This is a genomic window from Kitasatospora sp. NPDC085895, assembly GCF_040702125.1.
Lineage (GTDB): Bacteria > Actinomycetota > Actinomycetes > Streptomycetales > Streptomycetaceae > Kitasatospora > Kitasatospora arboriphila.
The window spans coordinates 83,470-104,702 of sequence record NZ_JBFBJY010000004.1; the positions used below are offsets into that span (position 1 = coordinate 83,470).

The following is a 21,233-nucleotide window of genomic DNA, read 5'->3' on the forward strand; positions in this document are numbered from 1 at the left end:
CGCGGCGGCTGCTGGCATGCTGGTGGGGTGAGTTCTCCCTTCGCCGCCCCGAGCACCCCCGACGAGCCCGTCGACCGCGACAGCAAGGAGCAGTACGTGCTGCCCCTGGTCGTCCGGATCGAGCGGGCCGACCCGCCCGCCCGCACCGACGCGCTGGAGACCTCGGCCCGCGCCGTGCTGACCCTGCTCGCCGACCCCCGGGTCACCGACGGGGACGGCGAGTGGGCCGAGCGGGTCGCCGCGTGGGAGGACGCCCGGATCCGCAAGGTCGTCCGGCGGGCCCGCGGCGGCGAGTGGCGCAAGGCCGGCGAGCTGCCCGGGATCACCGTCACCGGCGCCACCGCGGAGGTCCGGGTCTTCCCGCCCGTCCCGCTCGACGGCTGGCCGAAGGAACTCGCCAAGCTCCAGGTCTCCGGCACCGACCTGGACGACCCCGAGGCGCCCGCCGCCCCGGCCGGGGGGCTGCCGGTGCTCTGGCTCAACCCCGATCTGGAGATGAGCGCCGGCAAGACCATGGCGCAGACCGGCCACGCCGCCCAGCTCGCCTGGTGGCGGCTGGACGACACCCGCCGCAAGGAGTGGGCCGAGAGCGGCTTCGCGCTCGCCGTCCGCACCGCCGTCCCCGAGGACTGGGCCGCCCTCACCGAGAGCGGCCTGCCCCTCGTCCGCGACGCCGGATTCACCGAGATCGCCCCCGGCAGCTGCACCGTCGTCGCCGACCACCCCGCTCTCCGGTAGCCCGTGCTCGACTACGACGGCGAGGCCGCGACCTACGACGCCACCCGCGGCGGGGAGGAACGCGCCGGGGCGGCCGCGGCCGCGGTCGAACGGCTGCTGCCGCCCGCCGCGGCCCTCGTGGTGGACGTCGCCTGCGGCACCGGCATCGTCACCGCGCGGCTCCGCCGTCCCGGCCGGACCGTCCTCGGCGTCGACCGCTCCGGCGGCATGGCCGCGGTCGCCGCCGGGCGGCTGCCCGGCCGCGTGGTGCTCGGTGACGCCGGCCGGCTGCCGCTCGCCGGCGGCCGGGCGGACGCCGTCGTCCTGGTCTGGCTGCTCCACCTGCTGCCGGACGCCGGACCGGTGCTCGCCGAGGCCGCCCGGGTGCTCCGCCCCGGCGGGGTGGTGATCACCACGGTGGACAAGAACGCCGCCGCCTTCGGCACCGACAGCGACGTCGCCCGGCTCACCGCACCCCTGCGGGAGGCCCACGGCCGGACGCCCGCCGACGGCCACCGCACGGTGCTGGAGGCCGGTGGCCGTCACGGGCTGCGGCCCACCGCCGAGACCGGCTTCGACGGCACCGGCCAGGGCCGCAGCCCCGCGGACTGGCGCCGCGCCGTCGAAGCCGGCCGCATCCCCTGGGCCACCGCCGCCGGCCCGGACGGCAGCGCCCGACTCTGCCGTGACCTCGCCGCCCTCCCCGACCAGGACCGCCCCCGCCCGCAGCCCCGCTACCGCCTGCTGGCCCTCCAACGCGGCTGACACGCGGTCAGGAGGCGGAGGGAACCGCGCGACCCGGGGTGCGGCCGTCAGGGGGGGTGCCCCCACGCGCCCCTACGGGCGGACCCCTCAGGCCGGGCGGGGACGGGCCGCCGGGCGGGCCTCGGAGACGGCCAGTCCGGTGACCGAGGCGAGCAGCACGGCCGTGCCGGCGGCCGTCGCCGTGGTCAGGTGCTCGCCAAGCAGCAGGACGGCGATCCCCGTCGCGCTGACCGGTTCGATCAGCGCGATCACCGAGGCCGTGGTGGCCCGGACGACCGCGGCGCCCGCGAAGTACAGCGCGTAGGCGAGCGCGGTGGGCACGGAGGCCAGGTAGACCAGCAGCAGCACCGTCCGGCCGAGGCCCGCGGACTGCGGCAGCACCCCCTCGGCGAGGGCGAACGGCAGCAGGCAGACCGCGCAGACCGCGAACGACCACAGGGTGGTCGCCGACGGGCTCTGCGACTCCCCGGCCCGGCCGAGCCGGCGGGTGTACAGGGTGATGCAGCCGTACCCGGAGGCCGACACCAGCGCCCACATCACCCCGGCGGGCCGGACCTCGCCGCTGCCGCCGTCCCCGAGGACGAGGACGGCCAGTCCGGCCAGCGCCCCCGAGACGGCCACGACGCCGGCGCCGCCGAGGCGCTCGCCCATGGTCAGCCGGGCGCCGACCGCGACCAGGACCGGCGCCGACCCGAGGGTCACCACGGTGGCCACCGCCAGGCCGGTCTGCTGGACGGCGACGAAGTACGCGGCCTGGAAGACCGTCAGCCCGAGGCCGTTGACGGCGATCCGGGCGACCCGGCGCCGCAGCGGCAGCACCGCGCCCGCCGGCCGCCGCCGGTCACCGCGCCGGCGCCCGGTGCAGGCCCGGACGGCCAGCAGCAGGACGACGCCGCCGACGGACCGCCAGGAGGTGAGGGCGAGCGGGCCGAGCCCGCTGCCCTGGTACAGCAGCGCGGCGGCCGCGCCCGCGGTGCCCCAGGCCGTCGCGGAGAAGGTGATGTAGAGCAGGCCCCGGCCGACGGGCAGGGCGGAGGGGGTGGACATGGGTGTTCTCCCACAGAAGAGGTCGGTCGCGTGGTCCCGTCCGCGGGCAGCGCCGACCGCCCCGGGGCCTCACCCCGGAGTCACGGTCTTCCGTGGCCTCGCCGCCCGCTCAGGCGGCGGGAGGTGGCAGAACAGCCAGATGCACGGGAGTCACCCTACCCGCCGGCCCGCCCGTCCCCGCCGCGGGCCGGCCGGGTCAGGCGTCGTGCCGCCGCAGCGAGACCAACCCGCCCCACGCGGCGGCCGCCGCCCAGAGCGCCATCACCAGCAGGCCCGTCCAGTGGCCGTAGGGGACGGCCGGGTCGGCGCGGTAGTTCATCGCGTACAGGCCGGCCCGGTCCGGCAGGAAGTACGCCGCTTCGCGGACCCCGGGCACCGCGGTGAGGAAGGTCGTGCCGAGGAAGACCGCGGGCGTCAGCAGTCCCGTCGCGGCGGTGAGGTTGCGCAGCATCGCGGTGGCGCCGAGGCAGATCACCAGCAGCAGCGGGTGGTACAGCACACCGGCGACGATGCTGCGCACCGCCCCGGGCTGCCCGAGGTCCAGGCCCACCGTCGCGGAGGTCGCCAGGTGCGCGCCGGCCACCGAGAGCAGGCCGACGACCAGGCCGACCCCGGTGCCGAGCAGCAGCTTCCCCGCGTAGAACCGGCCGCGCCGCGGCACCGCCGCGAGCGAGGCCCGCACCGTGCCGGAGGCGTACTCCTGGCCGATCAGCAGGATGCCGCTGCAGACCACCGCGACGTGGCCGAACAGCAGGCCGTAGTAGATGCCGCCGGCCGGGTCGTCCTCCAGTGAGGTGTCGACGCGGCCGTACGCGGCCTGCACGGCGGCGGTGATGCCGGTGGTGAGCAGCACCGCGAGCAGCGGGGTGATCCACTGGGAGCGCAGCGTGGTGAACTTGACCCACTCCGCGCGCAGGGCGAACGCCGCGCTCATGCCGCCACCGCCCGGTACTCCACCGCGTCCGCGGTCATCCGCATGAAAGCCTCCTCCAACGAGTCCTGCAGCAACGACAGTTCGTACAGGGCGACACCGTGCCGGGCGGCCAGCGCGCCGATCTCCTCCGGGGCGGCGCCGGAGACCTCCCAGGCGCCGCCCTCCACCGGTTCGGCCGCCGTGCCCGAGGTGCGCAGCAGGTCGGCCAGCTTCAGCGGGTCGACGGCGCGCACCCGGACCCGCGTCCGCCCGTGCCGCGCCAGGAAGGCCTCGGTGGACAGGTCGGCCAGCAGCCGGCCCCGGCCGACCACCACCAGGTGGTCCGCGGTGAGCGCCATCTCGGCCATCAGGTGGGAGGAGACCAGCACCGCCCGGCCCTCACCGGCGAGGCCGCGCAGCAGGGTGCGGATCCACCGGATGCCCTCCGGGTCGAGGCCGTTCACCGGCTCGTCCAGCAACAGCACCGGCGGGTCGCCGAGCAGGGCGGCGGCGACCCCGAGCCGCTGCCGCATGCCGAGCGAGAAACCCCTGATCCGCCGGTCGGCGGCCTCGGCCAGCCCGACCTGCTGCAGCACCTCGTCGATCCGGCGCCGCGGCAGGCCGTTGCTCGCCGCGAGCCAGCGCAGATGGCCGCGGGCCGTCCGGCCGCCGTGCACCGCGTGGGCGTCCAGCAGGGCGCCCACCCGGCGCAGCGGCGCCTCCAGCTCGGCGTACGGGCGGCCGTGCACCAGCGCCTCGCCCGCGGTCGGCCGGTCCAGCCCGAGCACCATCCGCAGCGTGGTGGACTTCCCGGCGCCGTTCGGGCCGAGGAAACCGGTCACCCGGCCCGGCTCCACCCGGAAGTCCAGTCCGTCCACGGCCGTCGTCGCGCCGTACCGCTTGGTCAGGTTCCTGACCTCGATCACCGTCGTACCTCCCCTGGTCGATGCCTCCAGCCAACCGGGCCGGCGGCGCCGGGGGATCCCGCCCGGGAGTGGACCGTCTCCCTCCCGGGAGGGAGGCGGCGCACCGCGCCGAGCTGGGAGGATCGGTGCCGTGCCCCGCTTCCTCGCCCCGCTGCTCCAGGCCGCCACCTACGCGCGCTGGCTGCACCTGATGACCGGGACGGTGTTCGTCGCCGTCGTCCTGCTGGTGTACCCGGGCACCGAGACCGGACGGCCGCTGTGGTGGGTGGTGGCGGTGAGCGCGGCGCTCGACTCGGCGTTGCTCGGCCTCGCCGCGCTGCTGCCGGCCACCCGCCGGGCCGAGGGGGTGCTCGCCGGGCTGCTGCTGGCGCCCGGCCGGGAGGAGACCATCGGCGTCGCGCCGTCCGCGGGCTGGCGCGACCGCGGCCGTACGGCGGGGTGGCTGGTCGCCCGGGTCGGCCTCGGCTTCGCGGCCGGGCTGGCCACCGTCCGCGGGCTGACGACCGCCGTCGACCTGCTGACCGCCCCGCCCTGGGGGCCGCTGCTGGTGCCACCGTTCTGCCTCGCCCTGCTCTGGCTGATCGTCCTCGCCGGACGGCTCCAACTCGCCCTGGCCGTACGGCTGCTGGGCCCCTCGGCGGCGGACCGGCTGGCCGCCGCGGAGCTGCGCGCCGAACGCCTGCTGGAACGCAACCGGCTCGCCCGGGAGTTGCACGACTCGATCGGCCACGCCCTCACCGTCACCGTGCTGCAGGCCGGCGCCGCCCGGGAGGTCGCCGACCCGGCCTTCCGGGAGAAGGCCCTGGAGGCGATCGAGACCACCGGCCGGCAGGCCATGGAGGACCTGGAACGGATGCTCGTCCTGCTCCGCGAGACCCCCGACGGCGCCGCCGCCGAGCGGCCCGGACTCGACCGGGTGCCCGCGCTGTTCGACGCCGCCCGGGCCGCGGGGAGCCCCGTCGAGGCGGCGGTCGACCCGGCCCTCGCCGCCCGGCTGCCGGGCGTCGTCTCCCGCGAGGCCTACCGGATCGTCCAGGAGGGCGTCACCAACGCCCTCAAGCACGCGCCCGGCACGCCGATCAGGGTCCGGGCCGCGGTCGACGCCGGCCGGCTCGACCTGCACTGCGCCACCGCCCTGCCCGCCGACGGACACCGGCAGGGCCGCACCGGCCGCGGCGGCCGGGGACTGCGCGGAGTCCGGGAGCGGGCCGTGCTGCTCGGCGGGGCGGCCGAGGCCGGCCGCAGGGACGGCGACTGGGTGCTGTCCGTCAGCCTGCCGGTACGGTTGGCCGAATGATCGACATCCTGCTGGTGGACGACGAGGAACTCGTCCGGACGGGGCTGCGGGCCGTCCTGGAGGCCCAGGGCGACCTGCGCGTGGCGGGGGAGGCGGCGGACGGCGCCGAAGCGCTCGGCCTGGTCCGCTCGCTGCGGCCGCACGTGGTGCTGATGGACGTCCGGATGCCCGAGGTCGACGGCCTCACCGCGACCCGCGCGATCCTCCGCGACACCGACGCCCCGCCGCGGATCCTCGTCCTCACCACCTTCGAGAACGACGACTACGTGTACGAGGCGCTGCGGGCCGGCGCCGCCGGGTTCCTGCTCAAGCGGGCCCGCCCGGCCGAGATCGTGCACGCCGTCCGGCTGGCCGAGGCCGGCGATTCGCTGCTCTTCCCCGCGGCCGTCCGCCGGCTCGCGGCCGGCCGCAGCGACGCCGGGGCCGCCGCGACCCTGGCCCGCGCCGCGCTGACCGCCCGCGAGGCCGAGGTGCTGCGGCTGATGGCCCGCGGCCTGTCCAACGCGGAGATCGCCGCCGAGCTGGTGCTCGGGGTCCAGACCGTCAAGACCCACGTCAGCGCCGTCCTCGGCAAACTCGGCGCCCGCGACCGCACCCGGGCCGTCGTCACCGCGTACGAGTCCGGCTTCGTCACCCCGGCGTGACGGCACGTCCGCGTGCGGCGCGCCGCGGATGTGGAAAGGCCTGGTCAAGCGGGCGGACCCCGGCGGAGGGAGTGTCACCCCCCGGTCCCATACTGATCCCCGCTCGTGTTCCGTCGAAGAGGGATCCCCATGCTTTCCAAGCGTTCCGTCGCCGCGTCCGTCCTGTGTGCCCTGCTGGCCACCGGTGCCACGGCGTGCAACGGTGACAAGAACGGCCCGGCAGCCGCCCCTGCGCCGGCCAAGCCGTCGGCCAGCCCCGTGCCCACGCTGGCCGTGGACACCCTGACCGCGGACCAGATCTCCGACCAGGCGCACGCCGCGATGGCGGCCCTCGCCTCGGTGAAGGTCGACGGGGAACTCACCGTGGACGGCGGCAAGCTGGCCGTCCACCTGACCTCCGACAAGCAGGGGAACTGCAGCGGCACCGTCGCCTCCCCCGAGGTCGGCCAGTTCGAGCTCCGGCACTCGGGCACCAAGACCTGGCTGAAGGCGGACGAGACGACCTGGAAGAAGGCCGTGGCGAAGGAGCCGGGTGCCACCGCGCAGGACGCCGCGGTCGCCGCCGAACTCTTCAAGGGGCGTTTCATCACCGGCGGCGACAGCCGGGCGGAGCTGGCGGAGGCCGCCATGATGTGCAACCTGATCAAGGGCCTGTTCGCCGACGACAGCGACAAGGGCAAGGAGAAGATCGCCAAGGGCAGCGCCGGCACCACCAACGGTGTGAAGACCTTCGGCCTGACCGTCACCACCGAGGACGGCGAGACCGTCACCCTCCACATCGCCACCGAGGGCAAGCCCTACCTGGTCCGCATGGAGCAGCTCCAGGGCAAGGAGCCGGCCGCCTTCGACTTCAGCGAGTTCGACAAGCCCTTCACCGTGCAGGAGCCGCCGGCCGACCAGGTCGTGGACTTCTCCGTGTTCGAGAAGAAGGTGAAGAAGGCCTGACCTCAGGCCGGGTAGGCGTGGGTCTGGGCGGCCTTGACGGTGGCCCAGACCTCGCGGCCGGGGGCCAGGTCGAGTTCGGCGGCGGCGCCGGGGGTGAGGTCGGCGGCGAGCGGGAGCGGGCCGGTGAGGTCGACCCGGATCCGGTCGCCGTGCAGGTCGAGGCCGGCGACGGTGAGCGGCCAGGCGTTGCGGGCGCTGGAATCGGGGCGGCCGCGGTGCAGGGTCACCGCGTCCGGCGGGAAGGCCACGAACGCCTGGCCGGTGAGCCGCTCGGTGGTGGCGAGGGCGGTGCCGTCCGGCAGGGTGACGGTGTGTCCGTCGGCGGTGCCCCGGTACAGGTTGAGGCCGACCAGCCGGGCGATGTAGTCGGTGCGCGGGTGCCGGGCGATGTCCGCGGGCGTGCCGGACTGCACCTCGCGGCCGTCCTCGATCACCACCAGCCGGTCGGCGAGCACCATGGCGTCCAGAGGGTCGTGCGTGACGAGCACCGCGACGGCCTCGAACTCGGCGAGGTGCCGCCGCAGTTGCGCCCGGACGTCGAGCCGCGTCCGGGCGTCCAGGGCGGCGAGCGGCTCGTCGAGCAGCAGCAGCCGCGGCCGGACGGCGAGCGCCCGGGCCAGCGCCACCCGCTGCGCCTGGCCGCCGGAGAGGCTGCGCGGGCGGCTGGCGGCGTGCTCGGCGAGCCCCATCCGCTCCAGCCAGGGTCGGGCGGCCTCCCGGGCGGCGGCCTTGCGCAGGCCCTGGCAGCGCAGGCCGAAGGCGACGTTGTCGAGCGCGCCGAGGTGCGGGAAGAGCAGGTAGTCCTGGAAGACCACGCCGACCGGGCGCTCCTCGGCGGGGGTGTGCAGGCCGGCCGCCGGGTCCTCCAGCACCGTGCCGTCCAGGGCGAGCCGGCCGTCGGTGAGCGGCAGCAGCCCGGCGAGGGCGCGCAGCGCGGTGGACTTGCCGGCGCCGTTCGGCCCGAGCAGGGCCAGCACCTCACCGGGGGCGGCCGTGAGCGAGAGGTCGAGCGAGAACGCGGCACGGTCGACCCGCAGCAGGGCGTCCAGGGCGGGCGGGGTCACCGGGTGCTCCGGGGGTGGGTCACGGCGTCGACATCCAGCGTTCCCGCAGGCCCGCGAGGACGGCGATCGACACCGCGAGCAGGACGAGGCTGAGCGCGATCGCCGCCTCCGGCTCGGACTCCATCGCCAGGTAGACGGCGAGCGGCATGGTCTGGGTGCGGCCCGGGAAGTTGCCGGCGAAGGTGATCGTGGCGCCGAACTCGCCGAGCGCCCGCGCCCAGGCGAGCACCGCGCCGGCCCCGATGCCGGGGGCGATCAGCGGCAGGGTGACCCGGCGGAAGGCGGTGAGCCGGGAGGCGCCGAGGGTGGCCGCGGCCTCCTCGTAGCGCGGGTCGGCGGCGCGCAGCGCGCCCTCCACGCTGATCACCAGGAACGGCATGGCGACGAAGGCCTCGGCGAGCACCACGCCGGGCGTGGTGAACGGCAGGGTGATGCCGAAGGCCGAGTCCAGCCAGCGGCCGACGATGCCGTTGCGGCCGAGGACGAGCAGCAGGGCGACGCCGCCGACCACCGGAGGCAGCACCAGCGGCAGGGTGACCAGGGCCCGCACCAGCCGCCGGCCGGGCAGCTCGGTGCGGGCGAGCAGCCAGGCCAGCGGCACTCCGAGCACCAGCGACACCCCCGTGGCCGCCGTTGCGCAGATCAGCGAGAGCCTGAGCGCCTGCCACACCTCGGGGCTGGAGAGCTGCTCGGGCAGCGCGCTCCACGGCGCACGCACCAGCAGCCCGACCAGCGGCAGGACGAGGAAGGCCAGGCCCAGCAGGGCCGGCAGGAGCAGGGCGTACGGCACCCGCCCGCCGCCGCGCCGGGCGCGGCGGCGGGTCGCGGCCGGGGCGGGCCTCACGGCGCCTGGAAGCCCGCGGCGGTGAGGGCCCGGGCGGCCTCGGCGGACCGGATGTACGCGACGAAGGCGGCAGCGGCCGGGGCGTTGGGCGCCTTGGCCAGCGCGGCGATCGGGTAGTCGTTCACGGCCTTGGCCGCCTCGGGGAACTCCACACCGTCGATCTTCGCAGCATCGGCCTGCACATCGGTCCGGTACACGAGCGAGGCGTCGACCTCGCCGAGCTCGACCTTGGTCAGGGCGCCCTTGACGTCCTGCTCCAGGGTGACGGGGGTGATGTTCACCCCACCGGCCTGGAGGGCCTTCAGGGCGGCTGCGCCGCAGGGCACCTCCTTGGCGCACAGCGCGACCTTGACCCCGGAGAGGCCCTTGAGGCCGGTGATGTGCTTCGGGTTGCCCCTGGGGACCGCGATCTCCAGCGTGTTCCGCACGAACACCTGGGGCGCGCCCTCGGCGGCCCTGGCGTCGCTGACGGTCTTCATGGTGGCCGGGCTGGCGGCGGCGAAGACGTCCGCGGGGGCGCCGGAGACGATGCTCTGGGCGAGCGCCGAGCTGCCGCCGAAGTTGAAGGTCACCTTCAGGCCGGGGTTGGCGGCCTCGAACTTCTTGCCGAGCGCGGTGAAGGTCTCCTTCAGCGAGGCTGCGGCGAAGACGGTCAGGTTGCCGGAGACCTTGGCGGCCGAGGACGGGGCACCCGCGGAGGCGGCGGAGGACGCCGGCGCGGCGTTGCTGCTCGAGGTGCCGCTGCTGCCGCAGGCGGTGAGGCCGGCGGCGAGGGCGACCGCGGCGAGGGCGGCGACGGCGGAACGGCGTCTTGCGGTGCTCATGGGGGTTCCCCTTCTGCCGCGCCGCTGGGAGGCGCGGAGGTGCGGTGACAACGGCGATCATACTGTCGTAGATGCGGGCCGAACGTCCCCTGTTTCATCGCACAGGCCAGCATGTGGACGCCCCGTCTCTCGCATGTGCGATGCCCCGGGCCGAAAATCCCTGGCCCTGCAGCCGGGCCGCCGCCAGAGTGTTCCCCGTCGTATCGAACGGGGAGGGACACCGATGTCCACACTGCGCGTCACCGCGGAACACCTGACCATCCTGGAGCACCCCAACGCCGACGCCCTGGAGCTGGCGCAGATCGGCCTGTACCGGGCGGTGGTCGCCAAGGGCGCGTACCGCACCGGCGAGACCGCGGTGTACATCCCCGAGCAGGCCGTGCTGCCGGCCGCGCTGATCGAGGAGCTCGGACTGACCGGGCGCCTGGCCGGCTCCAACGCCGACCGGGTCAAGGCCGTCCGGCTGCGCGGCGAGCTCTCGCAGGGCATCGTCTGCCGCCCGGGCGAACTGGCGGACGTCGACCTGGCCGCCGCCGCCGAGAGCGGCGAGGACTTCGCGGAGCGCCTCGGCATCACCAAGTGGCGTCCGCCGGTCCCCACCCACATGAACGGCGACGTCGAGGCCGCCCCCGACCTGCTGCCCTGGGTGGACGTCGAGAACCTCAAGCGCTTCCCGACCGTCTTCGAGCCCGGCGAGCCCGTCGTCGTCACCGAGAAGGTGCACGGCAGCTGCTGCCTGGTCACCTACCACGCCGAGTCCGGCGAGGTGCAGGTCTCCTCCAAGGGCATCGGCGCCCAGGGCCTCGCCCTCAAGGAGGACGACACCAACCTGTACTGGCGGGCCGTGCGCGCGCACGGCGTCCCCGAGGCGGCCGCGGCCCTCGCCGAGCGGATCGGCGCCAGTCGGGTCGGCGTCTTCGGCGAGGTCTTCGGCGCCGGCGTGCAGGACCTCTCCTACGGCGCCTCCGGCCGCACCGAACTCCCCGGCTACGCCGTGTTCGACGTGTCGGCCGTCGTCGACGGGCAGCTGCGCTGGCTCGACGCCGCCGAGGTGCTCGACGGCGAACTGCCGGTGGTGCCCGAGCTGTGGCGCGGACCCTACGACCAGGCCGTGGTGCTGGAGTTCGCCGACGGCCGGGAGACCGTCTCCGGCAAGGAGCTGCACATCCGCGAGGGCGTCGTCGTCCGCACGCAGGCCGAGCGGTACAGCCCCGTCACCGGCGGCCGGGCGATCGCCAAGGCGGTCGGCGGGGCCTACCTCACCCGCAAGGGCGGCACCGAGTACGAGTGACCCGGGCCGGGTGTGTGTGCGGATCGTCACGTCCGGTCCGCACGCACGCCCTACTCTCCTGACGTCCACTCAGTCACCATGGAACCAGGAGAGGTCCGACCCGAGGGGGACACTGTGCAGGCCACCACCCGGACACCCGGCCCGACGGGGCTGCCGCTGATCGGCTCGATGCTCGACCTGACCAGAGACCCGCTCGCCGCCTACCTCGCCGCGCACCGCGAGCACGGCGACGTGGTGCGCTTCACCGCCGGGCCGCCCGGCCTGCGCGTCGAGTTCTACATGGTGTTCTCGCCGGAGGGCGCCCAGCAGGTGCTCGCCACCCGCGCGGCCGACTTCCGCAAGGACAACACCCTGTACGAGGAGGTCCGGCTCAGCCTCGGCAACGGCCTGCTCACCGCCCAGGACGCCGACTACCAGCGCCAACGCCGGCTCGTCCAACCACTGTTCACCAAACGCCGGGTGGACGGCTACGCCGACGCGATCGCCCAGGAGTCCGCCGCCCTCGTCGAGCGCTGGACCGCCGTGCCCGGCGGCGTCGTCGACGCCGCCGAGGAGATGTCCGGCTTCGCGCTGCGGGCCGTCGCCCGGATCCTCTTCGGCACCGACGTGGAAGAGGCCATCGGCGCCGTCCGCCGCTCCTTCCCGGTGCTCGGCGCGTACGTCCGCGACCGCGGCTTCGCCCCCGTCCGGATCCCCCGGCAGTGGCCCACCCCCGGCAACCGCGAGGCCCAGGCCGCCGAACGCGAGCTGTACGCCATCTGCGACGCCATCATCGCCCGCCGCGCCGGACAGGACTCCGACGACCTGCTCGGACTCCTCGCCGCCGCCCGCGGCGAGGACGGCGAACGGCTCGACCCGTCCGAACTCCGCGACCAGGTCCTGATCTTCCTGCTGGCCGGCCACGAGACCACCGCCACCTCGCTCGCCTTCGCCCTGCACCTGCTCGGCAAGCACCCCGCCGAACAGAAGCGCGCCCGCGAGGAAGCCCTCGCCGTGCTCGGCGACCGGCCGCCGCAGGCCGACGACCTCGCCGCCCTGCCCTACACCACGGCCGTGCTGAAGGAAGCCATGCGGCTGTTCCCGGCCGCCGCGGTGATCGGCCGCCGCGCGGTCGCCGACAGCGAGATCGGCGGCGTCCGGATCCCCGCCGGTGCGGACGTCCTCGTCTCCCCGTACGTGACGCACCGCCACCCCGGGCACTGGGAGGAGCCGGAGCGCTTCGACCCGGAACGGTTCACCCCGGAACGGGAGGCCGGGCGGCACCGCTACGCCTGGTTCCCGTTCGGCGGAGGGCCGCGGGCCTGCATCGGCCAGCACTTCTCGATGCTGGAGTCGGTGCTGGCACTGGCCGCCGTCCTGCGGGAGTTCGAGGTCGAGACCGTCGACACCGAGGTCCCGCTCGGCCAGGCCATCACCCTGGAGGCCCGCGGCCCCGTCCGCATCCGCCTCACCCGGAGGTAAGGATTCACCCAGGGGCGTGTGGGGGCGCCACCCGGCCGAAGGCTGGGGGAGAACTGCGCGCGGGGGCGGGTGTCCGGACAATTAGGGTCGAGCCCTGGCCTGTTCGGTGGCCCGCATCCGAATCGCGCAGTTCTCCCCCAGCCTTCGGCCGGGTGGTGCCCCCACACGCCCCTGGTGATGCGCCTCCCTGTTCGGCCAGCCGCTACTTCACGGGGCCGGGTCCTGGCGGTAGGCGCCGCCGATGTCGGTGCGGGCGTAGACCAGGTCCTTCTCGGCCTGGTTGAAGACGATGCCGGGGACGAAGCCGCCGCCGTCGACCCTGGCGTTGCTCCAGGTGTAGGTGTCGGAGGTGGCCTCGGTGGCGGCCGTGGCGGTGCTGTGCAGGCCGGACAGCCAGGACACCGCCAGGCCGCAGCTCACCGCCAGCGCCGTGACGGCCGTCCGGGGACGGGAGAGGACAGGGGGCATGGGGGAACGGACTCCTTCGCGGGCCCGCGAGGGGTGGGGGGCCACGGTCGACGCGACCGTGGGGAGGGATGCCCCCGCGCAACGGGTGGGGCGCGTCGTGCGGGCCGTCGTGGCGTGACCCCAACCGCGCCGGTGCGCGGGCAGAAGGGCGACGTACGAGCCCTGTCCACAAACGGACATGACAGGGCATCGGTCATTCCGGCACACGGGGTCCGCCCATTCGAGCACACCCGCCGGGTTCGACGGGCAGCTTTTCACATCTTCCGGTGACCATTTGTGAACGCTGGGTAGCGTCCACCGCATCCGAGAAGCCCTTCGCACGTGCGAACGGCATATGACCGACCGTCCGGTCACGTCCTTCGGAGGCCCTGATGGGAACCATGAACCACGTCAGCTTCGGCTGGCCGACCCCGGCGCTGTCGTACCTGATGGCCTGCGTCGGTGCCGCGCTCGGGCTGCGGTGTACCCTCCGGGCGCTGTCCGCGAGCGGGCCGTCCCGCCGCAACTGGCTGCTCACCGCCGCCGCCGCGATCGGCTCCGGGATCTGGACCATGCACTTCGTCGCGATGTTCGGCTTCACCGTCGAGGGCACCGAGCTGCGCTACGACGTCCCGCTCACCGTGCTCAGCCTGCTCGTCGCCGTCGTCGTCGTCGGCCTCGGCGTCTTCACCGTCGGCTACGGCCGGCACCGCGGCCGCAGCATCCTGCTCGGCGGCCTCACCACCGGTGTCGGCGTCGCCGCCATGCACTACCTCGGCATGGCCGCACTGCGGCTGCACGGCACCGTCGAGTACGCCCCCGCCACCGTGGTGCTGTCCGTCGCGATCGCCGTGGGCGCCGCCACCGCGGCGCTCTGGGCCGCCGTCGCCATCCGCACCCTGGTGGCCGCAGGCGGCGCCGCCCTGATCATGGGCGTCGCGGTCAGCTGCATGCACTACACCGGCATGGCCGCCGTCCACGTCCACCTGGACCCGGCCCGCACCGACCTCGGCGGCGCGACCCCGATGCAGTTCGTCTTCCCGCTGGCCGTCGGCCTCGGCTCCTTCCTCTTCCTCACCTCCGCGTTCGTCGCACTGTCCCCCACCGCCCAGGAGCGCGCCGCCTACCGCGAGGCCGGCGAACTCGCCATCGAGGACCTCGGCGCCGCCGACCTCGACCGCGCCGCCTAGGGCTTGTCTGACGATTCCCGCCGCGCGCGCGACGCCGGATCTCCCCCAGCCTTCGGCCGGGAGGTGCCCCCACGACCGGACGCACCGCCGCATCGCCCGAGTACGTCCAGTACGAGGCCGATACGGCGGCACGCCCGGTCGGGCGCCCGACGCCGCGCGGCGATGCGACGCGAATCGTCAGACAAGCCCTAGGACCGCCCACCACGGTCACGAGCGCCCCCGACGCCACCGCTCGAAAGGACCCCGCGCCCCATGCGAGCAAGCCGCGGCACCCCGCGCACCGCACCGGCCACCGGACCGAGCTCCGCCGGACGCAGCCCCGGCCCGACCGGGCCCGCCGGCCGGCACCGCGGCCCACAGGCCCGGGAGGAGGCCGCCGACGCCCACGGCCACCCCGCACCGCCGGCGGCCCCGGTCCGCTCCGGCGGGCTGCGGCTGCGCCCCCGCACCGTCCGCGCCAGGATCGTCGCCCTGCTGATGGTGCCGGTCGTCTCGGTGCTGGCGCTCTGGTCCTTCGCCACCGTCACCACCGCCCGCGGCGTCTGGGACACCCTGCACCTCAAGGCCGTCACCCGGACGGTGCTCGACCCCGTCGCCGCCACCGTCACCGGCCTGCAGGCCGAACGCACCGCCGCCGGGCAGCTGCTGGCCGGCGGGCCGCCCGGCCGGGAGAACACGCTGCGCGAGGCCGCCGCCGCGACCGACCGGGCCGCCGCCCCGCTGCACCTCGCCGACGGCTACAACCGGGCCGACGCCGAGGGCCTCGGTGACGAGACCGCCGGCCGGGTCGACGAACTCACCGCCGCCGTCGCCGCCCTGCCCGCGCTGCGCGCCAAGGTCCTCCAGCACCAGGCCGGCTGGCCCGAGACGTACGCCGCCTACACCGCCGCGATCGACCGCGCCCTGGAGGTCACCGGTTCGGTCACCGCCCTGCAGGACCACCGGGTCGCCTCCGACGCCCGGGTGCTGCTGGAGTTCTCCCGGGCCCGCGAACTGCTCGCCAGGGAGGACAGCCTGCTGCGGGCCGGCCAGGCCGCAGGCCGCCTCGACGAGCCCCAGCGGCGCGACTTCGGCGCCGCCGTCTACGCCCGGCGGCTCTTCGAGCAGACCGCCTCCCGCGACCTGCGCCCGGCCGACCGCTCCGCCCTGCAGGCCGTCACCGGCGGCGCGGACTACCGCGAACTCGCGCGCCTGGAGGACGCCGTCCGGGACGCACCCGACGGCCGCGGCGCCCTGCAGGCCGCGCCCGCCGACCGCTGGGCCGATCTCGCCGACGCCACCGCCCGCGGCCTGGCCGACGTGGAGCGGGCCGCCGACAGCGCGGCCGCCGAACGCTCCGACCCGTATGCGCTCGGGCTGTTCACCCCGGCCGGGCTCGCCGTGCTGCTCGGCCTCGCCGCCGTGCTCGCCTCGCTGCTGATCTCCGTCCAGGTCGGCCGCGGCCTGGTCACCGAACTCGTCCGGCTGCGCAACTCCGCCCTCGAACTCGCCGGCCGCACCCTGCCCGCGACCATGCGGCGGCTGCGCGCCGGCGAGGAGATCGACATCGCCGCCGAGGCGCCGCTGCGGCCGCACGGCGGCGACGAGATCGGCCAGGTGCACGGCGCCCTCGGCCGGGTGCAGCGGGCGGCCGTCACCGCCGCGGTGGAGCGCGCCGAGGTGCTGTCCGGGGTGTCCGGCGTGTTCGTCAACCTCGCCCGGCGCAGCCAGGTCCTGGTGCACCGCCAGCTCACCCTGCTGGACGCGATGGAGCGCCGTACCGAGGACCCGGCCGAGCTGGCCGACCTCTTCCGCCTGGACCACCTCACCACCCGGATGCGCCGCCACGCCGAGGGCCTGATCATCCTCTCCGGGGCAGCCCCCGGGCGGGCCTGGCGCAAGCCCGTCCCGCTGATGGACGTGGTGCGGGCCGCCGTCGCCGAGGTCGAGGAGTACGCCCGGGTCGAGGTGCACCGGCTGCCGCCCGCGGCGGTCTCCGGGCAGGCCGTCGCCGACCTCACCCACCTGGTCGCCGAACTCGTCGAGAACGCCACCGGCTTCTCGCCGCCGCACACCAGGGTGCACGTCCGCGGCGAGCAGGTCGGCAACGGCTACGCCGTGGAGATCGAGGACCGCGGCCTCGGCATGGGCCCCGAGGCGATGGCCGACGCCAACCGCCGGATCGAGGCCTCCGAGCAGGTCGACCTCTTCGACAGCGACCGGCTCGGCCTCTTCGTGGTCAGTCGCCTCGCCCGCCGGCACGGTGTCCGGGTGTCGCTGCGGCCCTCCGCGTACGGCGGCACCACCGCGGTGGTGCTGCTGCCGACCGCCCTGCTGGAGACCGGGTCACCGGCCGGTCCGGCCGCCGGGACGGAGCCGGCCGCCGACGCACGACCGGAGGCGGCCCGGACCCCCGCTGCGGCCCCTGCCCCTGCCGCCGTCCCGGCCCCGGAGCCCGAGCTGCAGGACCCGCCGCCCGTCCGCCCGCTGCCGACCGCCGCGCCCTTCGGCGCCCTCGGGGACGACCCGGGCGTGCTGCGGCCGACGCCGTTCCGCGCCGACGGCAGCCGGCCCGCACCGGGCGTCCCCGTGGTGCCGCCCGCCCGCTCCGCACCGCCCGCCCGCCCCGCAACGCCTGCCCCCCTGCCGTTGCCCGCACCGTCGCCCGCACCGGCCCGCCGTCCGGCGGCCGCTCCAGCCCCGGCCGCGTCGGCCGCCGCAGCCGTCCGGCCCGGCGCCGCCGCGGACGGCGAGAGCGGGGGCGACGGCGAACTGCCGCGCCGGGTGCGGCAGGCCAGCCTCGTCCCGCAGCTGCGCGAGGCCCCCGTCCGGCCGCCGACCGCACCGCGCGGGGACGGTCCGCCGGCCGGCCGGAACCCCGAGGAGGCCCGCGCCGCGATGTCCGCCTTCCAGCGCGGCTGGGCCCGCGGCGCCACCGAGCAACCGATCCGACCGAACCCCACCGGAGGAGAGCACCGATGATCGGGACCACGCACCACGCGGGCGAGCTCAACTGGCTGCTCGACGAACTCGTCGCCCGGGTCGCCGAGGTGAGGTTCGCCGTGATGCTCTCCGCGGACGGCCTGGCGATGGGAACCTCCGCAGGGCTCGGCCGGGAGGACGGCGAGCACCTGGCCGCGGTCGCCTCCGGCTTCCACAGCCTGGCCAAGGGCGCCGGCCGGCACTTCGAGGCCGGCGAGGTCCGGCAGACCATGGTCGAGCTGGAGCACGGCTACCTCTTCGTGGCGGCAGCCGGCCAGGGCACCTGCCTCGCCGTCTTCTCCACCGCCGCCGCCGACCTCGGGCTGATCGCCTACGAGATGGCCCGGCTGGTGCGCCGGGTCGGCGAGCACCTGTACGCGGCGCCGCGCAGTACGGCGGGGGGCTGAGACCGATGCCGTACCCGCCGCGCCGCTACCTGCCGGGCAGTCCGTTCGGCTACCCGCCGCCGCCCGACGAGCCCGTCCAGTGGTACGACGACGCGGCCGGCCCGATGGTCCGGCCGTACGCGATGACCAAGGGCCGCACCCGGCCGACCGGGGCGGAGTTCGACCTGATCGCCCTGGTGGTCAGCGACGTCCCCGAGGGCATCGAGGTGCCTGTCGGCCCCGAACAGGCCGTCATCCTCGACCTCTGCCGCGGCAACGCGCTCTCCGTCGCGGAGATCGCCGCCGACGTCGACCTGCCGCTCGGCGTGGTGCGGGTGCTGCTCGGCGACCTGCTGGACGCCGAGTACATCCGGGTCAGCCGTCCCGTCCCGCCCGCCCTGCTCCCCGACGAGCACGTCCTCCAGGAGGTCATCAATGGACTCCGCGCACTCTGACGGCTCCGTGCTCGCCCTGAAGATCCTGGTCGCCGGGGGCTTCGGGGTCGGCAAGACGACGCTGGTCGGTTCGGTCAGCGAGATCCGGCCGCTGCGCACCGAGGAACAGCTGACCGCGGCCGGCCGCGGCGTGGACGACCTGGGCGGGGTGGAGCAGAAGATCACCACCACGGTGGCGATGGACTTCGGCCGGATCACCATCCGCGAGGGCCTGTCGGTGTACCTGTTCGGCACCCCCGGCCAGGACCGGTTCTGGTTCCTCTGGGACGAGCTGGCGCAGGGCGCGCTCGGCGCGGTGGTGCTCGCCGACACCCGGCGGCTGACCGACTGCTTCCCGGCGGTGGACTTCTTCGAGCACCGGGGGATCCCGTTCGTCGTCGCGGTGAACCGCTTCGCCGGCACCCGGGACTTCGGCCCGGAGGAGGTGGCCCGCGCGCTCGACCTCGACGCGGACACCCCGGTGGTGGCCTGCGACGCCCGGCGGCGGGCGTCCGGCAAGCAGGTGCTGGTCGATCTGGTGGAGCACGCGGGCCGGGTGCACGCCGCCCGGCTGCTCGCCGACACCCGCCGCTGAGGCGGCGCGGGCCGGGACGGGCGGCGGCACCGGAGCGGGGCGGGAGGCACCGCAGCCTTCCCGCCCCGCGGTCCGTGCCGCCGGCCGGTGGTGAGGGGCGGGCCGGTGGCCGGGAGTCAGCCGACGGTGAGCACGGCCTTGCCGGCCACCCGGCGCTCGCGGACGGCGGCGAGCGCCTCGTTGATCCGCTCCCAGTCCTCGCGGTAGGCGATCTCCACCGAGAGCGACCCCGCGCCGACCAGCCGGGCCAGCGCGGCGAGGTCCTCGTCCACCGGTGCGCCGGTGACGAAGACGAAGTGCCGCAGGACGGCCTGCTCGTGCCCGCCGAAGAAGCGGAAGAAGGAGACCGGGGTGTCCTCGCCGGAGGAGTTGCCGTAGCTGAACACGGTGCCGCCGGGGCCGACCAGCTCCAGCGCCGCGGTGAGCGAGGCACCGCCGGCGGCCTCGTACACCACCGCGAAGGGGCCCTCGGCCTCGGCCGGGTCGGTGACCACGGCGGTGGCGCCCAGCTCGGTGAGGCCCTTGGCGCGTTCGGCGTTGCGGGCGACGGCGGTGACCTCCGCGCCGGCCGCGGCGGCCAGCTGGACGAGGATCCGTCCGACGCCGCCCGCCGCACCGGTGACCAGCACCCGCCGGCCGAGCAGGGTGCCGGACTCACGGACCAGACGCAGCGCCGTGAGCGCGGCGACCGGCAGGGTGGCGGCCTCCGCGAAGCCGACGGTGTCCGGCAGGGCGGCGACGAAGCCGGCCGGCACGGCGATCCGCTCGGCCCAGGAGCCGTCGGCGAGCGAGAGCGCCACCACGCGCTGGCCGGCGGTGAAGCCGTTCGCGGTCTCCGCGACCACGCCGGCGACGTCCCAGCCGGGCCGCCAGCCCTCGTCGTTGGTGGGCAGGTTGAGGATCTCGCCGCGGTTGACGGAGAACGCCTTGACGTCGACGAGGACGTCGCCGGCGGCCGCGGTGGGTTCGGCGACCTCGCGGAAGGCCACGTCACCGGTGGCAGGGGTGTTGACGATCGCGCGCATGCGGTGTCCCCTCGGACTCGTGGGTTGGTCGGTGCGGTGCGGTGGTGCGGGGACCGGTCAGCCGTCGGTGCTGACCAGGTAGGTGGCGGCGAGGTCCTTGCCGCCGTGGCCCTGCTCGACGGCGCGGGCGAAGCGGGTGGCGACGGCCGCCGCCATGTCCAGCCGCAGCCCGGCGGCCTCGGCCTCGGCGAGGATCAGCCGGGCGTCCTTCGCCGCGGTGGCCAGGCCGAAGGCGGGGGAGAAGTCCCCGGCGGCGACGGCCGCGGCCTTGCCCTGCAGGTAGGGGCTGTCGAGGCCGCCGCCGGCGACGGTCCCGGCGAACACCCGGGCGTCCAGGCCGAGGCCCTCGGCCAGGGCGATCGCCTCGGCGGCGCCGGTGGCGGTGGCCAGCACCCAGCTGTTGACGACCAGCTTCAGCCGGGAGGCGGCCGCGCCCGCCGGGTCGTCGGCCAGCCAGACGGTGCGGTCGGCGACCGCCGCCAGCACGTGGACGGCGGCGGCGCGGGCACGCTGCGAGCCGGCCGCGAAGACCACCAGCCGGCCGGCCTCGGCGGGCTGCCGGGTGCCCAGGACGGGGGCGTCGACCAGGTCGAGGCCGTGCTCGACGGCGAACGCGGCGAGCGGGGCGAAGCCGCTCGGGCCCACCGTGGAGGTCTGCAACCAGACCTGCCCGGCCGTCAGCCCGTCGGCGGCCGACCGGACCACCTCCAGCACGGTCGGGCCGTCGGTGAGCATGGTGATCACGACGTCGGCGCCACGCACCGCCTCGGCGGGGGTGCCGGCGACCGCCGCGCCCGCGGCGGCCAGCGGTTCGGCGGCGGAGCGGGTGCGGTTCCACACCCGGACGTCGAGGCCGGCCCGGCACAGGCTGCGGGCCATGCCGGTGCCCATGATGCCGGTGCCGAGCACGGCCACGGCCGTGCGGCTCACAGCACGCCCTTGGGGGAGTCGCCCTCGTGCAGCTGGCCGAGCACCCGCAGCTCCAGCGGCTCGGCGAGCAGGTCGTCGAGGAGTGCGGCGAGCTCGGTCAGGTGCGGGGTGCCGAGGTGGCGCTCGAGCGCCTCGCGGCCGGGCCAGCGCTCGATGGCGAGGAACACGTCGGGGTCGTCCAGGTCCTGGTGCATGGAGTAGTGGATGCTCTCCTCCTCCGCGTGCGTCGGAGCGATCACCGCACGCAGGCGGCGCTCCAGTTCGTCCCGCTTGCCGGGCTTGGCGACGGCCCGGCCGACCACGGTCACAGTGCTCATGGTGCTCTCCTCCGGTTGTTCACCGCCGAGTCGGCGGTGTGCATGACGATCCGTCATGCGCGGTCGGATCGAAACCGTAGCACCATTCGATATCTGATGGCAGTGGAGGTTCTTTCACTTCCTTCTGCTTGACGATGGATATTCGACATCTTATGGTTTTCCCGAGTCTTACAGTGGCTGCCCCGGGACAGGGGCGCCGTTCCACGAACC

At 75.6% G+C, this 21,233-nt stretch carries 21 protein-coding genes and 1 pseudogene; 12 read left to right on the forward strand and 10 right to left on the reverse strand.

Going from position 1 to position 21,233, the window contains the following annotated elements; genetic code table 11:
• The first annotated feature begins 27 nt into the window (after window positions 1-27).
• Together AB0442_RS03895 and AB0442_RS03900 are read left to right on the forward strand one after the other, a co-directional pair.
• The gene (locus tag AB0442_RS03895) at window positions 28-738 is read left to right on the forward strand and encodes an aminoacyl-tRNA hydrolase (RefSeq protein WP_366160412.1); all 711 of its coding nucleotides are present in this window, start codon (window positions 28-30) and stop codon (window positions 736-738) included.
• A 3-nt stretch (window positions 739-741) separates the two neighbouring features.
• Window positions 742-1,482 (forward strand): methyltransferase domain-containing protein, encoded by a 741-nt coding sequence (locus tag AB0442_RS03900; protein ID WP_366160414.1) that lies wholly within the window; start codon window positions 742-744, stop codon window positions 1,480-1,482.
• Window positions 1,483-1,569: 87 nt separating this feature from the next.
• On the opposite strand, the gene AB0442_RS03905 is transcribed toward AB0442_RS03900, so the two are convergent.
• The 3 genes from AB0442_RS03905 to AB0442_RS03915 form a co-directional block, all read right to left on the reverse strand.
• On the reverse strand, window positions 1,570-2,529 hold the full coding sequence (locus AB0442_RS03905) for an EamA family transporter (protein WP_366160415.1): 960 nt from the start codon (window positions 2,527-2,529) through the stop codon (window positions 1,570-1,572).
• A gap of 196 nt (window positions 2,530-2,725) precedes the next feature.
• A complete protein-coding gene (locus tag AB0442_RS03910) occupies window positions 2,726-3,463 on the reverse strand; it encodes a hypothetical protein (RefSeq protein WP_366160416.1) in 738 nt (245 codons plus the stop codon).
• Window positions 3,460-4,368 (reverse strand): ABC transporter ATP-binding protein, encoded by a 909-nt coding sequence (locus AB0442_RS03915; protein WP_363546095.1) that lies wholly within the window; start codon window positions 4,366-4,368, stop codon window positions 3,460-3,462. The genes AB0442_RS03910 and AB0442_RS03915 overlap by 4 nt, the downstream gene beginning before the upstream one ends.
• Before the next feature lie 130 nt (window positions 4,369-4,498).
• On the opposite strand from AB0442_RS03915, the gene AB0442_RS03920 reads away from it, so the two are divergent.
• The 3 genes from AB0442_RS03920 to AB0442_RS03930 all read left to right on the forward strand — a co-directional run bounded on the left by AB0442_RS03920 (window position 4,499) and on the right by AB0442_RS03930 (window position 7,254).
• The gene (locus tag AB0442_RS03920) at window positions 4,499-5,665 is read left to right on the forward strand and encodes a histidine kinase (protein WP_366160417.1); all 1,167 of its coding nucleotides are present in this window, start codon (window positions 4,499-4,501) and stop codon (window positions 5,663-5,665) included.
• A complete protein-coding gene (locus AB0442_RS03925; protein ID WP_366160418.1) occupies window positions 5,662-6,309 on the forward strand; it encodes a response regulator transcription factor in 648 nt (215 codons plus the stop codon). Before AB0442_RS03920 ends, AB0442_RS03925 begins: the two co-directional genes overlap by 4 nt.
• Before the next feature lie 129 nt (window positions 6,310-6,438).
• A complete protein-coding gene (locus AB0442_RS03930) occupies window positions 6,439-7,254 on the forward strand; it encodes a hypothetical protein (RefSeq protein ID WP_366160420.1) in 816 nt (271 codons plus the stop codon).
• 2 nt (window positions 7,255-7,256) lie between these two features.
• On the opposite strand, the gene AB0442_RS03935 is transcribed toward AB0442_RS03930, so the two are convergent.
• From AB0442_RS03935 to modA, 3 genes are read right to left on the reverse strand one after another with little or no spacing between them, the layout of a single operon-like run.
• A complete protein-coding gene (locus tag AB0442_RS03935; protein WP_366160421.1) occupies window positions 7,257-8,318 on the reverse strand; it encodes an ABC transporter ATP-binding protein in 1,062 nt (353 codons plus the stop codon).
• 19 nt (window positions 8,319-8,337) lie between these two features.
• A complete protein-coding gene (locus AB0442_RS03940) occupies window positions 8,338-9,108 on the reverse strand; it encodes an ABC transporter permease (protein WP_344623719.1) in 771 nt (256 codons plus the stop codon).
• 50 nt (window positions 9,109-9,158) lie between these two features.
• On the reverse strand, window positions 9,159-9,986 hold the full coding sequence (modA, locus tag AB0442_RS03945; protein ID WP_366160422.1) for a molybdate ABC transporter substrate-binding protein: 828 nt from the start codon (window positions 9,984-9,986) through the stop codon (window positions 9,159-9,161).
• A gap of 223 nt (window positions 9,987-10,209) precedes the next feature.
• Between modA and AB0442_RS03950 the strand changes: the two genes are divergently transcribed.
• Window positions 10,210-11,277, forward strand: a complete 1,068-nt coding sequence (locus tag AB0442_RS03950; RefSeq protein ID WP_366160424.1) for an RNA ligase (ATP) — start codon at window positions 10,210-10,212, stop codon at window positions 11,275-11,277.
• 114 nt (window positions 11,278-11,391) lie between these two features.
• Window positions 11,392-12,738 (forward strand): cytochrome P450, encoded by a 1,347-nt coding sequence (locus tag AB0442_RS03955; RefSeq protein ID WP_366160425.1) that lies wholly within the window; start codon window positions 11,392-11,394, stop codon window positions 12,736-12,738.
• 225 nt (window positions 12,739-12,963) lie between these two features.
• On the opposite strand, the pseudogene AB0442_RS03960 reads toward AB0442_RS03955, so the two are convergent.
• Window positions 12,964-13,206 (reverse strand): annotated as a pseudogene (locus AB0442_RS03960) (hypothetical protein); the annotation flags it as partial.
• A gap of 371 nt (window positions 13,207-13,577) precedes the next feature.
• Between AB0442_RS03960 and AB0442_RS03965 the strand changes: the two are divergent.
• The 5 genes from AB0442_RS03965 (at window position 13,578) to AB0442_RS03985 (ending at window position 18,751) form a co-directional block, all read left to right on the forward strand.
• Window positions 13,578-14,375, forward strand: a complete 798-nt coding sequence (locus AB0442_RS03965; protein ID WP_366160427.1) for an MHYT domain-containing protein — start codon at window positions 13,578-13,580, stop codon at window positions 14,373-14,375.
• Between the two features lie 252 nt (window positions 14,376-14,627).
• Window positions 14,628-17,336: an ATP-binding protein gene (locus tag AB0442_RS03970; RefSeq protein WP_366160428.1), complete on the forward strand. Its 2,709-nt coding sequence runs from the start codon at window positions 14,628-14,630 to the stop codon at window positions 17,334-17,336.
• The gene (locus tag AB0442_RS03975) at window positions 17,333-17,743 is read left to right on the forward strand and encodes a roadblock/LC7 domain-containing protein (RefSeq protein ID WP_363546121.1); all 411 of its coding nucleotides are present in this window, start codon (window positions 17,333-17,335) and stop codon (window positions 17,741-17,743) included. The genes AB0442_RS03970 and AB0442_RS03975 overlap by 4 nt, the downstream gene beginning before the upstream one ends.
• Before the next feature lie 5 nt (window positions 17,744-17,748).
• Window positions 17,749-18,177 (forward strand): DUF742 domain-containing protein, encoded by a 429-nt coding sequence (locus AB0442_RS03980; RefSeq protein WP_366160429.1) that lies wholly within the window; start codon window positions 17,749-17,751, stop codon window positions 18,175-18,177.
• Window positions 18,158-18,751: an ATP/GTP-binding protein gene (locus AB0442_RS03985; RefSeq protein WP_366160431.1), complete on the forward strand. Its 594-nt coding sequence runs from the start codon at window positions 18,158-18,160 to the stop codon at window positions 18,749-18,751. Before AB0442_RS03980 ends, AB0442_RS03985 begins: the two co-directional genes overlap by 20 nt.
• Window positions 18,752-18,867: 116 nt before the next feature.
• On the opposite strand, the gene AB0442_RS03990 is transcribed toward AB0442_RS03985, so the two are convergent.
• The 3 genes from AB0442_RS03990 to AB0442_RS04000 are packed head-to-tail and all read right to left on the reverse strand — an operon-like array spanning window position 18,868 to window position 21,023.
• A complete protein-coding gene (locus AB0442_RS03990) occupies window positions 18,868-19,776 on the reverse strand; it encodes a zinc-binding dehydrogenase (RefSeq protein ID WP_363546124.1) in 909 nt (302 codons plus the stop codon).
• A 57-nt stretch (window positions 19,777-19,833) separates the two neighbouring features.
• Complete coding sequence (locus AB0442_RS03995; RefSeq protein ID WP_366160432.1) at window positions 19,834-20,706, reverse strand: NAD(P)-dependent oxidoreductase; 873 nt, start codon at window positions 20,704-20,706, stop codon at window positions 19,834-19,836.
• Window positions 20,703-21,023, reverse strand: coding sequence for a putative quinol monooxygenase (locus AB0442_RS04000; protein ID WP_363546128.1), 321 nt, complete (start codon window positions 21,021-21,023; stop codon window positions 20,703-20,705). Before AB0442_RS04000 ends, AB0442_RS03995 begins: the two co-directional genes overlap by 4 nt.
• Between the last annotated feature and the right edge of the window lie 210 nt (window positions 21,024-21,233).